The 15,773-nt window shown below is 52.4% G+C and carries 9 protein-coding genes; 7 read left to right on the top strand and 2 right to left on the bottom strand.

What is annotated here, in order from left to right:
• Positions 1-383 precede the first annotated feature (383 nt).
• From PPOP_RS15645 to PPOP_RS15635, 3 genes are all read left to right on the top strand, one after another.
• Positions 384-896, top strand: a complete 513-nt coding sequence (locus PPOP_RS15645) for a hypothetical protein (RefSeq protein ID WP_006287531.1) — start codon at positions 384-386, stop codon at positions 894-896.
• A 17-nt stretch (positions 897-913) separates the two neighbouring features.
• The gene (locus PPOP_RS15640; RefSeq protein ID WP_006287529.1) at positions 914-1,195 is read left to right on the top strand and encodes an acyl-CoA synthetase; all 282 of its coding nucleotides are present in this window, start codon (positions 914-916) and stop codon (positions 1,193-1,195) included.
• Positions 1,196-1,788: 593 nt separating this feature from the next.
• Entirely contained in the window at positions 1,789-2,568 is a 780-nt protein-coding gene (locus tag PPOP_RS15635; RefSeq protein ID WP_006287528.1) for a C40 family peptidase, read from the top strand.
• Between the two features lie 147 nt (positions 2,569-2,715).
• Here the strand turns inward: PPOP_RS15635 and PPOP_RS15630 are convergent, their stop codons facing one another.
• Both PPOP_RS15630 and PPOP_RS15625 read right to left on the bottom strand, forming a co-directional pair.
• Positions 2,716-3,093, bottom strand: coding sequence for a hypothetical protein (locus PPOP_RS15630; RefSeq protein ID WP_006287527.1), 378 nt, complete (start codon positions 3,091-3,093; stop codon positions 2,716-2,718).
• 47 nt (positions 3,094-3,140) lie between these two features.
• Entirely contained in the window at positions 3,141-4,247 is a 1,107-nt protein-coding gene (locus PPOP_RS15625) for a UDP-N-acetylglucosamine--LPS N-acetylglucosamine transferase (RefSeq protein WP_006287526.1), read from the bottom strand.
• A gap of 498 nt (positions 4,248-4,745) precedes the next feature.
• Here PPOP_RS15625 and PPOP_RS15620 point away from each other — a divergent pair, with 498 nt between their 5' ends.
• From PPOP_RS15620 to gltB, 4 genes are all read left to right on the top strand, one after another.
• Positions 4,746-7,166, top strand: coding sequence for an Ig-like domain-containing protein (locus PPOP_RS15620; protein ID WP_234399866.1), 2,421 nt, complete (start codon positions 4,746-4,748; stop codon positions 7,164-7,166).
• A 291-nt stretch (positions 7,167-7,457) separates the two neighbouring features.
• Positions 7,458-8,030 carry a TetR/AcrR family transcriptional regulator gene (locus PPOP_RS15615; protein WP_006287524.1) on the top strand — a complete coding sequence of 191 codons (573 nt, stop codon included), beginning with the start codon at positions 7,458-7,460 and terminating at the stop codon, positions 8,028-8,030.
• Between the two features lie 281 nt (positions 8,031-8,311).
• A complete protein-coding gene (locus PPOP_RS15610; RefSeq protein WP_042229215.1) occupies positions 8,312-10,504 on the top strand; it encodes an Ig-like domain-containing protein in 2,193 nt (730 codons plus the stop codon).
• Positions 10,505-10,956: 452 nt separating this feature from the next.
• On the top strand, positions 10,957-15,585 hold the full coding sequence (gene gltB / locus PPOP_RS15605; protein ID WP_006287522.1) for a glutamate synthase large subunit: 4,629 nt from the start codon (positions 10,957-10,959) through the stop codon (positions 15,583-15,585).
• Positions 15,586-15,773: the final 188 nt, after the last annotated feature.

The following is a 15,773-nucleotide window of genomic DNA, read 5'->3' as shown; positions in this document are numbered from 1 at the left end:
CGATCTGATGTTACCCCCGTCAAGTAGACAACCTTAATAAGACCAATCTTAAGCAGTCTTAGTCCGGTACTCCACCCGGTCTAAGATTGTTTAGCTTTGATTGAAAACGTTCGTGATTGTAGAACTGGTATAGCCTGTGCGTATACTGGAAGCCTTGGTCGCTATGAAGCAGCAGGTTTGTTACTCTGCGTTTATAGTTTGAAGAAGACATACTTTAGGATAAATGTGGTTTTTTTTGATTAATTCACCATATAAAATAGTTTTTATGGTATACTAGCTTGTAAATATTTCATATAGGGGGAAATAACATGAAGAAGTTTGTTTTGTTGTCATCAGTTTTTTTGTTATAATCTAATGGGAATTTTGCTTTTGCAAGGGAAGAAGTGGATAAGACTTTAGGTGTTAAAGTTAATGCAAATGAGAAAATTTTTGATTTTGAAAAGAGGTCACAAAATTTTGGAGAAGTATTTAGTGTAAAATCTGGTTTGGGCAACGATTTTAATAGAATAATTCCTTTTCTAAAAGCTATTGAGTCTATGCCAGATGAATTAATTGAAAGAAGTAATCCCAAGGAGATAGACAGTTATTTTAGAGGTATGGGTATCATTGTAACAACATATAATGATAATAATGAAGTTAAAAACAGATCTAAGAGAAATGCTTGGGATTGTTCTCTTGCAATAAGTGCGTTACTTGTTACTAATGCTCTTCCTGTGGCTAAAATAACAAAAATAAAGAAATATATAGAGTCTTTAGGCGGTGTAACAAAGGCAGCTAAAGCATTGTTTGGAGCAGGTAGTGCAGAACAAAAAACTGAAAAAGTACTAATTGCTTTGGGAGCTTTAGTTGCTGAATTAACTGAAATTAACACGGTGAAAAAGGATTGTTTTGATTAAAAAAAAGGGGTGTATAAATGTCTTCAGCTATGGGTTTGTTTTTACTTAGTGTATTGGCATTTATATGGGTTCTTATAACAAGAAAAAGAACAAGTGTACAAGAAAAGCTATATCTCGTATTGATTAGTAATGATGAACTTAAATCCTTTGTAAATCTTAGAGAAAAAGTTAAATCCTTATTAAGAGAAAAAAATAAAAAAGAAGCGTTTAGGTATGTGAGTCAGGAAACGGGCTTTGGAACACTATATACTTTAAAGTATATAGATTTTGTTGAGAAAGAATTAGAAAATGACGATTAAGTGGAGTAGAGATATCAGATAAACTGCGGAAGCTACCCGAGAGGGTAGCTTTTTGCTATGCTTTGTTGATAAGGAGGGATGTTTTTTGCCTAGAAAGAGGCTTTCGCCAGAAGAGCGTAAAGATAACATTACTTTTAGGTTACCGGGATGGCTTATCAGGATTATATTCCCATTTCCTTTTGGCAATAAAAATAGCGACCCTTGTAACCAGTAAATGGGATGATCGTTGGCCACGAAATGAAATTCCGAGACATGCGGACCATCAAAACGATCCTCTACAGTATGTAATCTATTTTCCGTAATACACCTCATCTTCTTGGTTAGTAGTTACAAAATATTCTTTTTTCTTATGAATAATAGGTATATTGAACTAGATGAGGTTACAATTTTGTCTATTTTTAAGTAGATTGTCGGATAGTTTCCTGCGTCCGGCTTTATTTATAATTAGGACAAGTTGTTTTTGGGGTGTGATAACAATATTAGGACAACTACGAAAACAAACTATTATTTTACATTGAGTTCATATGAACAACAACTCAATATCCCATTGCAACGTCACATAGCAGCATTGTTAGGACAACAAGGAGGATGACATGAAAAAACAACTATTGCTAGGATTATTGATGGTTACGATGGCTGGACAAGTATTTGCAGAGGTTCCCCATGCAGCCGCGGCAGCGCAGCAAGTGTCAACTAATCAGACGGGTAATATTATCGCTTCGGTTCATTTGCGCAAAGGAGCTTCTACTTCCTCTTCGGTTATCCGCTTGATGAAAAAAGGCGAGAAAGTTACTATCTTGAGCAAATATAACAGCTACTGGTACAAAGTTCGGGATTCAAAAGGCAATACCGGGTATATGAGCACGAGCAGCAAATACATACAGGTGGCGAATTCCAGTACAAGCAATACGCCGGCGGTGTCTAGCCAAGCCGCCAATATTGAGAAAGTGATCCAAGTCGGAAAAAAATATTTGGGCACGCCATACGAATTCGGCTCCAACCGGAGCAGCACCAAAACGTTCGATTGCTCCGACTTCGTCAGACAAGCCTATAAGGAAGCGCTCGGTATCGTGCTCCCGATGGATTCACGCCAGCAAGGAAGCTGGATTAAGTCCAATTCCACGGCGAAGACGAGCATCAGCCAACTGAAGCGCGGTGATCTGATGTTCTTCATGTCCTATAAAGGCTCCAAGGCCTCCAGTTATAAAGGCGTCAACAAGAGCACGGAGCGAATTACGCATGTGGGGATTTACTTGGGAGACGGCAAAATTCTGCATACGTACTCCAAAAACTCCGGCGGTGTACGGGTCGACAATGTACTTAACACCACTTGGGAGCACCGCTTCCTATTCGGCGGCAGCGTAGTGAAGTAAGACTAGCACCACTTGCTGAACGCTTTCATCAGCACGTATATTTCCTTTCATCTCTATAGGAAAAGAGGCCGCAAGGGCCTCTTTTTTCGTTCACGGTATATGCTAGCGCACGCGAGTATGATGCCAGAGCGAGGGGATGGCATCGGGTCACTGGAACTTCGGCGGTTCCTTCTTATGCTCGTCGATGACCGGCATTGTCCGGTACTTCTTCGTGCGCGCGAGGCGTACCGCTCCGTAGGAGCTGGTGGCGCCGAGCGGGAACAGCAGCGCAATCGCCACGTATTGGGGAACCTCGTTCCCGGCCGCCACATAGGCAATGATGAGAACCATAAGCGGCGTGTAATCGAGATACCGGACAAGCCAGTGCCGTCGTCCCCAACGGTTCTCCACGATGCCGAAGCAGAAGAAGCCGGCAATGATCAGCGCGGCGAACAGGAAGGAATTCGTTATCCAGCCGAGCGTCCTGGACAGCAGTGCCAGTCCAATAATAAGGTAGCCTGCGAACCCTACCGGGGTGAACATCATAAGTGAATCATTCCTTTATATTTATATTCAGGATTGCGGATGTCGCGTTAGAGCAAATCAATGACGGCGCGCGGGCAGCCGTCTGGCTTCATTTCCGGGGAAGGCCCGAGCTGCCGCTTCTTCCGAAGCGTCTCATAGTGTTGACTCAAATCATTGAACCAGCGGTCGATCGTCTCTCTCGATTCCAGCAGTTCCCCCAGGCCGTGCTCAATGAAGAAGCCGCAGTTCTCTTCCTCCTGTCCGGGAATCGGCGCATGGAAGATCATAGGAATCCCCTTCATCATCCCTTCCGTACAGGTCATGCCTCCCGGCTTCGTAATAAGCAGGTCGGAAGCGTCCATCAGCATCGATACTTCCTGTGTATAACCGAAGATCCGGATATTCGGGTGCGAGAAGATCGGGTCCTGCTCGATCCGCTGCATCGCCTTCTCATTGCTTCCCATGCAGAGGAGAAGCTGGATCTGATCCCGGTACTTCGACATATAACGCAGCAGTTCTTCGTCCAGGGCGAGGCCCCAGCCTCCGCCCATCAGCATGACGGTCGGGAGCGGCTTCAGGCCGAGCCGCTGCTGGGCCTCTGCTTGCGGGCAGCGCTCCCAGAACTTCGGATGGACGGGAATGCCGGAGACGATAATCTGCTCGGGGGAGATGCCCCGCTGGAGCAGCTTCTGCTCCACCTCGGAGGCCGAGACAAGATATTTGTTCACTTCCGGCGTGATCCAGGTGCCATGTGCGTCATAATCGGTAATCAGCGTATACAAAGGAATGTCGAATCCCGCCCGCTTCAACCGGGAAACGACGATACTGGGAAACGGATGAGTGCAGACAATGGCATCCGGCCGCAGCTGTCTGATGACATGAGAAGCTTGCGTATAGAATATGCGATGCAGCGCCGATTGCGTAACCCGATTCAATGATTTTTTATATTGCTTGCGGTAGAGCATGCCGACCAGCTTCGGAGACACGCTGATCGTTTTGCGATAGGCTGCAAAAATTAAAGGAGCGACCGTTGGGTTCAAAAATTTGCCCAGTTCCATGACGCGGGTCTGCACTTCCGGAGCCAACTGCCTGATCCCGACGGACAATGCATAGGCTGCCTGCGTATGTCCGGTTCCAAAGCCTTCGGATAACAGAAGAATTCTTTTTTTTCGCATATTCTCACCTACTCTCATTATAACCGGAAAATGAAAAGGAAGCATCTTACTGCATGATAATAGTATAACGAGGGTAACCGAAAAATTATTATGGTCATTCAGTCACTTCAGGAACAAGGTAGAACTCTTTGATGAGATTTTACAACAATTGATTATGGAAATAAAAGGGGTTGCCGACCGAGAAATTTAGGAAGACAAGCCTTTTTTGTACAATCTGTATCGTGTCCTTGATTCAGGTGCTTGAATTCCGGTGCCGCCATAGGCTGGCCATCAAGCCCGGCGGATGACCTCTGTCATGGGCTTTTTCTGTTGGATGATGCGACTTACGGACCTGTGAGACAGGCAGATGGCATAGGAAGGAAGTTCCGAATAGGGGGGGGCGCTTATCCTATTTATCTGCCTTGAGGTAACATTTTTTCGTCTTTTATCCGTATATAAAGCTAGCGCCGATTTGTATATTTTTGGTGCAACACATAGCTTGAGAGGAGAAGATGAAGAGTGAACCTAACGTGGAAAAGAACTTCGTGGCTCAGCGTCATGTTGGTATGCGCGCTTGTGATCGGCTTGCTGCCGTTGCATGGAGTGGCTAACGCAGAATGGGGGGGGACGGACGTCCAGTTTGAGTCTGATGAATCGGCGGGCTGGGGAAGCGGCGACAGCAAGACGACTCCGGAGATTACGGAGAAGTACCAAGGGGGAACCTCGGAGAAGAAGGCTATCCCCAATTATATGTATGAAAAATTGGGCATACGTTCAGCAGATACCGGCGTAAATATCGACAAAGAAATGAACTTATACCCTGGCATGAAGCTGGACTGGAAAGCGTTCGCTTTTGACAAAGCGGGGAATACAGAGAACGATGTAACTACCGACGCTTCATGGAGATCTTCCAACCCGAGCGTTGTCGAGGTGGATAAGGGCAAGCTTTCGCTGAAGGACAAGGGTGAGGCCAAGATTACCGTCAAGCATAAAGGCTTGACCAGCAACATCAAGATCAAGGTCGAGCCTCCATGCAAAGAGTTGACATTGTCTCCGGGCAAGCTGATTGAATTTAAGTTCGGCGACAAGGCGATCAACGTGACCGCAAAGGCGAAGATGAAGGATGGCAATCTGGAGAATGTGACCGACAAGGCGGATTGGTCGACAAGCGATAGCGATGTCGTGGAAGTGAAGGACGGCGCCGTCAAGCCGATCGGTGTCGGCACGGCAACGATTACGGCCACTTATCTGGGCGTGACGAAGTCGGTCACGGCCGTTGTTCGTCCGTCGTACAAGGCGATGCGTATTTCGCCGGACAAGCAGCAGACGATGTTCCTGGACAGTGAGCCGCTGAATGTGCAGACGTTCGTTCTGAATTCGGAGGGCGAGCAGGAAGAGGTCACGCATCTCACGGAATGGCATCTCGCAGAATGGACATCGAACCATGCGGTGACGGTACACCAGGGTCAGTTCTATGCGAAGAGAGCTGGCACTGCGACCGTGACGGCGAAGTATAAAGGACTGTCGAAATCAATTAGCGTGAAGGTTATTTCGGCGGATAACGTGCGGCGGCTAGATTGGCCGGAAGAAGACAATACCGATAATGGCGGCATCCGCAAGATGGATATCTATATGGAAGATTCCCAGAGTCTGCCGAAGGTAGAGGCAATTTTAAGGCTGGGGATAGAAAACGTAGATGTATCCGATCTGGCGGAATGGCAGAGCTCCAATACCGGCGTCATTTCCATTGAAGACGGGAAGATGAAGGCAGAGAGCCGGGGGACGGCCATCCTGACCGCGACCGTGCGTAACCATACCATTTCGATGGAAGTGACCGTGAAGCGCAAAGCGCCCATTCTCCAAACGTACACGGGCAAAATGAACATCGTAGCGGGACGGGAGCAGCCGGTTCCGGATGTAACGGCCATCTATATGAACGGGGATGAGGAGAATATCACCTCCGAAATGAAATGGGAGTCGAGCTCTCCGAATCTGCTTGTCGTGGACGGTAAGCTTAAAGGACTGGTGCCAGGCACAGCGATGTTGATCGGAACCTATGACAATGTGAAAATATCGGTCAAAGTTACGATTAAAGTTACGATTGAAGAAGAGGTTGTTCGCTTCGAGATTGAACCGGGGAAGCTCGCCTTGGATTTGAAGAAGAGCCAGCGCATTAAGGTAACGGGCTACTATAAGAATGGGAAGAAGATTTCGCTCGGATCCAAGGTGGATTGGAAGTCGGCCAATGAAAAGATAGCGACGGTGAAAGGCACGTCCGTCAAGGGAGTCGCTATCGGCAGTACGCGGCTGGTCGGCGAGTTCCAGGGGCAGAAGCTGGAAGTGCCTGTCATAGTGGAGCCGAAGCTGACGAAGCAGATTGCCGAATCGAACAGTGTGAAGCTGACCATTGGCCAGGAAGCGGTTGAAGATGTTGAAGAAAAGCTTGTCCGCTTCGAGATTGAACCGGGGCAGCTCACCTTGAATCTGAAGAAGAGCCAGAGCATCAAGGTAACGGGCTACTACAAGAATGGGAAGAAGGTTTCGCTCGAATCCAAGGTAAAGTGGTATTCGGGCAATGAAAAGGTAGCGATGGTGAAAGGCGCGTCCGTCAAGGGAGTCGCTATCGGCAGCACGATGCTGGTCGGCGTGTTCCAGGGGCAGAAGCTGGAAGTGCCTGTCACAGTAGTGCCGAAGGTGATGAAGCTGATTGCCGAACCGAACAGTGAGAAGCTGACTGTCGGCGAGGAAGCCTACTGGAAAGTAAAGGCGATCTACGACACTGGGGAAGCCGTCAATGTCACTTTCAGCGTCACGTTCGTGCCATCCAATGCAAATGTGAAGGTGGAGCGGGGCAGAGTGAAGGGCGTGTCCAAAGGCTCGACCAGCGTAAAGCTGACCTTCGGAGGCAAGAGCACGTCGATGCGTATCAGCGTGAAATAAGGCGTTCATGTACGGCCTGTCGGCTTCCTGGGAAGCGGCAGGCCATCCTGGCGCCGATACGCGAGTTCAGCATCCGCCCATCTATGATTTTCCACGACGAGTACCTTCACTTCTTTTATCTCAGACCCGTTATAGGGTGACAATATTATAGAAGAACAGTATGCGGAAGCTGTCAAAGTTGAAAACAAGCCGGATATATGCTATTTTCGATAGTATAAAGAGGTTAACCGGAAAATTATAATGGTCATTCAGTCACATCAGCCTCCCAGCGGGAGGAAGGAGGCGGAGTACATGTCCGTTGACCGCCGTAAGCTCATCGTAGATGCGGCCGCCCAGTCCTTTGCTTTGTTCGGCTATAAGGCGACGACGATGGATCAAGTCGCCAAGATCGCCAAGGTAGGGAAGGGAACGATTTACACGTTCTTCACGAACAAGGAAGAACTCTTTGATGAGATTTTACAACAATTGATTATGGAAATGAAAGCAATTGCCGACCGAGAAATTCAGGAAGACAAGCCTTTCTTCGACAATCTGTATCGCGTCCTTGATCGGGTGCTTGAATTCCGGGGCCGCCATGAGCTGGCCATCAAGCTCTCGCAGGAAGTCCGCGACCTGGGCACGCCAATGGCCCGAGAGGCGTTTCAGAAGCTGGAGAGCGAGCTGCTCGCCTATATTGAACGCCAGGTGCGTCTCGCCATGGATAAGGGCGAAGTGAAGGGGGATAATCCGAGGATTATCAGCTTTGTTATGCTGCAGATGTACAAGGCGCTGACGACAGAATGGAATAAGCTGTATCATCCACTTGACAAGGAAGAGATTAAAATCCATTTCCGGCTTCATTTTATGGAAGGGCTTGCGCCGTGAAATTTGCCGATTACAATAGAGGAGATATCTGGTCCGCGACCGCAAGGCTGTTGGCCAGATATCTTTTTTGTTGCGGCGGATGACCGCTACCAAGGGCTTTTTTTGTTGGATGATGCGACGAACGGCCCTGTGAGACGTATGTGGATGGGTATAGGAAATAAGACCTAAATCGAGGAGGAACACTTATTTTTTTCTGGGATGAGGTAACATTTTACCGTCTTTTGTCCGTTATATAATAATGTACATAGTGAAAGGTAAGGCTGGAAGGGAGAAGATAAAGAGTGAACCCAACTTGGAAAAGAACTTCGTGGCTCAGCGTCGTGTTGGTCTTCGCGCTTGTGATCGGCTTACTGCCGATCAATGGAGTGGCTAACGCTGCGGACACGGTAACGGATGTCCAATTCGAATCTGATGTGTCACCGATTCATGTCTTGGTGGATGGACAGTCCGTTCAATTGAAGCTGATCGGTACGATCGATGGAGAAAGAAAGGATGTGACCGGTAAGGCGACATGGAGCTCCTCCAATCCGAGCGCGGTCGAGGTAGACGCGGGCTGGGTAAAGGGCGTCGGCAAGGGGACCTCGGAGATTACGGCGAAGTACCAAGGGTATACCTTGAAGAAGACGGTCATCTCCAATCTCATGTATGATGAATTGAGTATACGTGCCGCAGATACCGGCGTAGATATCGACAAAGAAACGACTCTTTACCTTGGCATGAATCCGAACTGGAAGGCATTCGCTTTTGACCAGGAAGCAAATACGGAGAACGATGTAACCACCGACGCTTCATGGAGTTCTTCCGATACGAGTGTTGTCGAGGTGGACAAGGGCAAGCTTACGCTGAAGGATAAGGGCGAAGCCGAAATCACGGTCAAGCATAAAGGCTTGAGCAGCAAAATCAAGATCAAAGTCGAGCTTCCGTATGAGGAATTGACATTGTCTCCCGACAAGCTGATTGAATTTGAGTTCGGCGACGAGGCGGTCAACGTGATCGCGAAGGCAAAGATGAAGGATGGCGATCTGGAGGATGTGACCGACAAGGCGGATTGGTCGACAAGCGACAGCAGCGTCGCGGAAGTGAAGGACGGTACCGTCAAGCCGATCGGCGTTGGTACGGCAACGATTACAGCCACCTATCTGGGCGTGACGAAATCGGTCACGGTCGTTGTTCGTCCGTCGTACCAGGCGATGCGCATCTCGCCGGACAAGAAGCAGACGATGCTTCTGGGCGACGCGCCGCTGAATGTGCAGACGTTCGTCCTGAACTCGGCCGACACGCAGGAAGAGGTCACGCATCTCGCGGAATGGACATCGAGCAATATGATGGCAGTGACGGTCGAGAAGGGCCAGGTCTATGCCAAGGCAGCCGGCACAGCGACCGTGACGGCGAAGTACAAAGGACTGTCCAAATCGATTGAAGTGAATGTCATTCCGGCGATCGAGAAGCTGAAATGGCCGGAGGAAGACAAGGATAAAGATAAAGACGGCATCCGCAAGATGGATATTTATTTGGAAGAATCCCAAAGCCTGCCGAAAGTAAGCGCGGTTACACTGGGAGGAGACACCGTAGATGTATCCGATCTGACGGAATGGAAGAGTTCCAATACCAGCGTCATTTCCATTGAAGACGAGAAGATGAAGGCGGAGAGCTTGGGAACGGCTACCCTGACCGCGACTGTGCGCGACCATACGATTTCGATGGCAGTGACCGTAAAGCGCAAAGCGCTCATTCTCCAAACGAACACGGCGGAAATGAATATCGTAACGGGACGGGAGCAGCTGGTTCCGGATGTGACGGTCATCTATATGAACGGGGACGAGGAGAATATCACCTCCGAAGTGGAGTGGGAGTCGAGCTCTCCGAATCTGCTCGTCGTGAACGGCAAGCTCAAAGGACTGGTGGCAAGCAAGGTGACGTTGAACGGAACCTATGCGAATCTCAAAATATCGGTCAAAGTCACGATTGAAGAAGAGGTTGTCCGCTTCGAGATTGAACCGGAGAAGCTCACCTTGAATGTCAAGAAGAGCCAGAGCATCAAGGTAACGGGCTACTACAAGAACGGGAAGAAGGTTTCGCTCGGATCCAAGGTGGATTGGAAGTCTGACAATGAAAAGGTAGCGACGGTGAAAGGCGCATCCGTCAAGGGAGTCGCTATCGGCAGCACGCTGCTGGTCGGCGAGTTCCAGGGACAGAAGCTGGAAGTGCCTGTCACAGTGGAACCGAAGCTGACGAAGCTGATTGCCGAGCCGAACAGTGTGAAGCTGACTGTCGGTCAGAAAGAGAACTGGAAGGTGAGTGCGATCTACGACACCGGGCAAGTCGTCGATGTCACTTCCTCTGTCACGTTCGTACCATCCAATACGAATGTGAAGGTGGAGCGGGGCAGCGTTCAGGGTGTGTCGAAAGGCTCGACCAGCGTGAAGCTGACCTTCGATGGCAAGAGCACGTCGCTGCGTGTCAGCGTGAAATAAAGCAATCATGTACGGCCTGTCGGCTTCCTAGGAAGCGGCAGGCCGTCCTTATTTGGCGGGCAAATCTGCGTCCCAGACCAAAACAGAATGTGAACCGCAGACTGTATCTTCCGAAAAAAGGGACAGTTTTTTTGATTTATGTATAAAAATTCGATTCCTACAGGAAATGATTAGGAGTACGCTTATGGATTGATTAATAAAATATAGTATTATATATGATAATTACCAATATATAAGATTGTTATCGATGGACGTTCTTATATACAAGTGTAGTGTAAAATACGGATAATAGAACCGTAATCTCTCGATATCCGAATAAGTTATCGAATCCATAAAAACATTCAATTGCTCTAAAAAAAACATGATGATAAAATGATGAAACAATAGAAATGCATAAATATGTGATTTCGCATGTTCAGAATACAATTACATCAGGAAAGGACGGTGCCCTCATGAAGCCGAATGGTTTACCTCCACAGCAAGGCTTGTATGATCCCCAATTCGAAAAAGATGCATGCGGCATGGGCTTTGTCGCTCATATCAAGGGCAAGCGATCCTATGATATCGTCCGCCAAGCGTTGGGCATGCTCGTCCGGATGGAGCATCGCGGCGGACAAGGCAGCGAGCCGAATACCGGGGACGGGGCTGGAATTATGCTTCAGCTTCCCCATCCATTTTTCGTGCAAGCGATGGCCGTTCAAGGAATAGATCTTCCTCCGCCCGGAGACTATGCCGTCGGCATGCTTTTTCTCTCTCCGGATGAATCGATCCGTACCGGACAGGAAGCGGCTCTCGGCAAGCTGATTGGGGAAGAAGGGCAGATGCTGCTCGGCTTCCGGACGGTGCCAGTGAATGTGGACGGACTGGGGGCCACCGCCCTTGAAGCGATGCCGTGCATCCGGCAAGTTTTTATCGGCCGCGGGAAGGCGTTGCGGGAGGGAGCGGAAAGTCCGCTTGATTTCGAACGGAAGCTATATGTGATCCGCAAGCGCGCGGAGCGCATGATTCGCTATGCGTCCGGCATAGGGGATGGCGCGATGTATATCGCAAGCCTGTCCAGCCGTACGATCGTGTACAAAGGGATGCTGACGACGGCTCAACTTGGCCGTTTTTATTTGGATTTGCAGGAGGAGTCGCTGGACACGGCGCTGGCGCTGGTCCATTCGCGCTTCAGCACCAATACGTTCCCGAGTTGGGAGCGGGCCCATCCGTACCGTTATATGATCCACAACGGGGAGATCAATACGATGCGGGGCAACGTCAATTGGATGAATGCCCGCGAGAAGCAATTTGAATCCGAGGCGTTCGGCGTCGGACTGGAAGAAGTGTTTCCTGTTATCCACGGGGACGGTTCCGATACGGGTATGTTCGACAATGCCTTGGAATTTTTATATCTCGCGGGACGGCCGCTGCCTCATGTCGCCATGATGATGGTGCCGGAGCCATGGGCCAATGACGAGCGGATGGAGGAGGCGAAGCGGGCATTTTATGAGTACCACAGCTGTCTGATGGAGCCGTGGGACGGACCGGCCGCGATGGCGTTCACCGACGGGGTCCAGATCGGGGCGATTCTCGATCGGAACGGGCTGCGCCCTTCCCGATACTGGGTGACGAAGGATGATGTCATTATCCTCTCCTCGGAGACCGGGGTCGTTGACATCGCTCCGGAGCAGGTGCTCCGCAAGGATCGCCTCCGCCCGGGGCGGATGCTGCTGGTCGATACGGAGCAGGGCCGGATTATCTCCGATGAAGAGGTGAAATCTGCCATCGCCGGCGAACAGCCGTACCAGCAGTGGCTGGATGAACATCTCGTCGATCTGGACGAGGTGCCGGATGCGCCGCGCATGCCCGATCCGGAGCATGTGAGCGTGCGCCGCCGCCAGCAAGCGTTCGGCTACACGTTCGAGGATCTGCGCAAGGTGCTGGAGCCGATGGCGTCCAGCGGGGTGGAGCCGATTGGCTCCATGGGCTATGATGCGCCGTTGGCCGTGCTGTCCCGACGTCCCCAGCGATTGTACAATTATTTCAAGCAGATGTTCGCCCAGGTCACCAATCCGCCGATCGATGCGATTCGGGAAGAGATCGTGATAGCTACGGGCACGACCATCGGTCCGGAGCGGAATCTGCTGGCGCCTGGGCCGGAGAGTTGCCGCCAGATTCGAATCGAGAACCCGATTCTGTCGAATGAGCAATTCGCGAAGCTGCGCCATATCCGTTTGCCAGGCTTCCGGGCGATTACACTGCCGATCCTGTTCGCGGCGTCTGGGGGAACAGATGGTCTGCGGGAGGCGCTTCATACGATGTGCGAAGCGGCGGATCGAGTCGTTGGGAAGGGACATCATCTGCTTATCCTCTCCGACCGCGGCGTCAGCGAGGAGGAAGCGGCTATTCCGGCACTGCTGGCGGTATCCTGCCTGCACCACCATCTCATCCGGCAGGGGACGCGGACGAAGGTGAGCCTGCTGCTGGAATCGGGTGAGCCGCGGGAAGTGCATCATTTCGCGCTGCTGCTCGGCTACGGCGTAAACGCGATCAATCCGTATCTGGCGTTCGAATCGATCGAGGATATGATTCGGGAGGGTCTGCTCGCCGGCGTCTCGCCGAAGCAGGCCGTGAAAAATTACCGCAAAGCGGCGATCAAAGGGATCGTCAAAGTGCTGTCCAAAATGGGGATCTCGACGATCCAGTCGTACCGCGGGGCACAAATCTTTGAAGCGGTCGGTCTCGATCAGGCGCTCGTGAAGCAGTACTTTACCGGAACGCCGTCCCGTATCGGGGGAATCGGACTGGAGGAGGTCGCCCGGGAAGCGTTGCTTCCGCATGAGCGGGCGTTCGCCGCAGTCGAGCATCGCGACCGTACCCTGGATCCCGGCGGGGAGTATCAGTGGCGGCGGGACGGGGAGGAGCATCTATTCCATCCTCACACGATCCATGCGCTGCAGCAAGCGTGCCGCAACAACGATTATGCGCAGTACAAGATTTATTCGGAGCGGGTGCAGGGTGAGGGCGAGCGCCATTCCACGCTGCGTTCCTTATTGGAGCTGAAGCCGAACGGCCCGGCGGTTCCGCTGGAGGAAGTGGAGCCTGCGGAGAACATCTTGCATCGCTTCAAGACGGGGGCGATGTCGTTCGGATCGATCTCGAAGGAGGCACATGAGAGTCTGGCCATCGCGATGAACCGGGTCGGCGGTCGTTCGAATTCAGGAGAAGGGGGCGAGGACCCGGCGCGCTACCAGCGGGATGAGAACGGGGACTCCCGGCGGAGCGCGATCAAGCAGGTCGCTTCCGGACGGTTCGGCGTCAACTCGCAATATTTGGTGGAGGCCGACGAGATTCAGATTAAGATGGCGCAGGGCGCCAAGCCGGGCGAGGGCGGACAGCTTCCGGGCCGCAAGGTGTATCCGTGGGTCGCGGAAGTGCGCGGCTCGACGCCTGGCGTCGGACTCATCTCGCCGCCGCCGCATCATGATATTTATTCGATCGAGGATCTGGCGGAGCTGATCTTCGATCTCAAAAACGCCAATCCGCACGCCCGCATCAATGTGAAGCTCGTGTCAGAAGCGGGTGTCGGCACGATCGCCGCCGGGGTCGCCAAAGGCAAGGCCGATGTCATCCTGGTCAGTGGCTACGACGGCGGGACGGGGGCGTCGCCGCAAGGCTCGATCCGCCATGCGGGCCTGCCGTGGGAGCTCGGCCTGGCCGAGACGCACCAGACGCTGCTGCTGAACGGGTTGCGGGAGCGCGTTGTGCTGGAGACGGACGGGAAGATGATGACCGCCCGCGACGTCGCTGTCGCCGCGCTGCTCGGGGCCGAGGAGTTCGGCTTCTCCACCGCTCCTCTGGTCGCCTTGGGCTGCGTGATGATGCGAGTCTGCCAGCTTGATACGTGCCCGGTCGGGATAGCGACGCAGAATCCGGAGCTGCGCCACAACTTCAAGGGCGACCCGGAGCACGTCGTCCGCTTCATGCGCTTCATCGCCAAGGAGCTGCGGGAGCTGATGGCGGAGCTTGGCTTCCGCTCGTTGGAGGAGATGATTGGCCGCACCGACCTGCTGCAGGCCGGCATGGATATGACGTGCCACGAGAAGCTGCGGCATCTGGATTTGTCGACGCTCCTTCACCGCCCGACCAGTGCCGCTGGGAACGGCGCCGCGGCTGGCAAGGAAGTGATGGCGGAGCGGAAGGAGCGGGAGCTGGCCGCGACCCTCGATGCACGGGAACTGATCCCACACGCTAAGCAGGCGCTAGAGCACCGCCTTCCGGTGGAAGGGGTATACGCCATCTGCAACGAGGATCGGGCGACCGGCACGCTGCTCGGCAGCGAGGTTACGCGCCGCCATGGCGCTGCCGGCTTGCCGGAGGACACGATCCGGTATAGCTTCCACGGTTCGGCAGGGCAGAGCTTCGGCGCATTCGTTCCCCCTGGCGTGACGCTGACCGTCATGGGCGACTGCAACGACTATGTCGGGAAAGGGCTGTCCGGCGGCAAGCTGATCGTACAGCCGCCGGCGAAATCGACGTTCCGGCCGGAGGACAATGTGATCATCGGCAATACGGCGCTGTACGGCGCAACCGGCGGCGAGGCGTACATCCGCGGTGTGGCAGGCGAGCGGTTCGCGGTGCGCAACTCCGGCGCCGAAGCGGTCGTCGAAGGCGTTGGCGATCACGGCTGCGAATATATGACCGGCGGAACGGTCGTCGTCCTGGGCCCGACCGGACGCAACTTCGCGGCCGGAATGTCCGGCGGCATCGCCTATGTGCTTGATCCGGAACGCGACTTCGCCGGACGCTGCAATCTGGAGATGGTCCTGCTGGAGAGGCTGGATTCGGACGCGGAGGAAGAGCAGGTTCGCCGTATGCTGGAACGACATGCGGCCTACACCGGCAGCAGTCTTGCCGAACGTCTGCTGGCGCGGTGGGAATTGGTGCGCCAGCAATTCGTCCGGGTCATTCCGAAGGATTACAAGCGGATGCAGGAGCATATCGCGCTCGCGGAAGCGTCCGGCATGACGGGCAGGGATGCGCTGCATGCGGCATTTATGGCCAATGTAAAAGAAGTGACACGTGCCGGAGGCAGCTAAGACCGGAGGCAACTAAAATAGATTACGGTAGCCTTGATTCGCCAGTACGGATCCCTCGGGTCTGGCGGCGGAGCAAGGCTCTTGCCCGTTGGCGGGAAGGCCGAACTTCCGGGGGACTGACGGTACAATTACCTGGAACTGATGCCGCACGTGTCGGGCGGCCTGATGAGCAAATATACAGGGGAAAT

The sequence above is a fragment of the Paenibacillus popilliae ATCC 14706 genome (genome assembly GCF_000315235.1).
Classification (GTDB): domain Bacteria; phylum Bacillota; class Bacilli; order Paenibacillales; family Paenibacillaceae; genus Paenibacillus_B; species Paenibacillus_B popilliae.
Note: the sequence above shows the minus strand (reverse complement) of the source record. Positions and strands in the feature narration are given on the sequence as shown.

What these genes read in the sequence shown, in the direction of transcription:
- PPOP_RS15640 (WP_006287529.1), top strand. Translation starts at nt 914, where the DNA reads ATGTCTTCAGCTATGGGTTTGTTTTTACTTAGTGTATTGGCATTTATA.
- PPOP_RS15635 (WP_006287528.1), top strand. Translation starts at nt 1,789, where the DNA reads ATGAAAAAACAACTATTGCTAGGATTATTGATGGTTACGATGGCTGGA.
- PPOP_RS15630 (WP_006287527.1), bottom strand. Translation starts at nt 3,093, where the DNA reads ATGATGTTCACCCCGGTAGGGTTCGCAGGCTACCTTATTATTGGACTG.
- PPOP_RS15625 (WP_006287526.1), bottom strand. Translation starts at nt 4,247, where the DNA reads ATGCGAAAAAAAAGAATTCTTCTGTTATCCGAAGGCTTTGGAACCGGA.
- PPOP_RS15615 (WP_006287524.1), top strand. Translation starts at nt 7,458, where the DNA reads ATGTCCGTTGACCGCCGTAAGCTCATCGTAGATGCGGCCGCCCAGTCC.
- gltB (WP_006287522.1), top strand. Translation starts at nt 10,957, where the DNA reads ATGAAGCCGAATGGTTTACCTCCACAGCAAGGCTTGTATGATCCCCAA.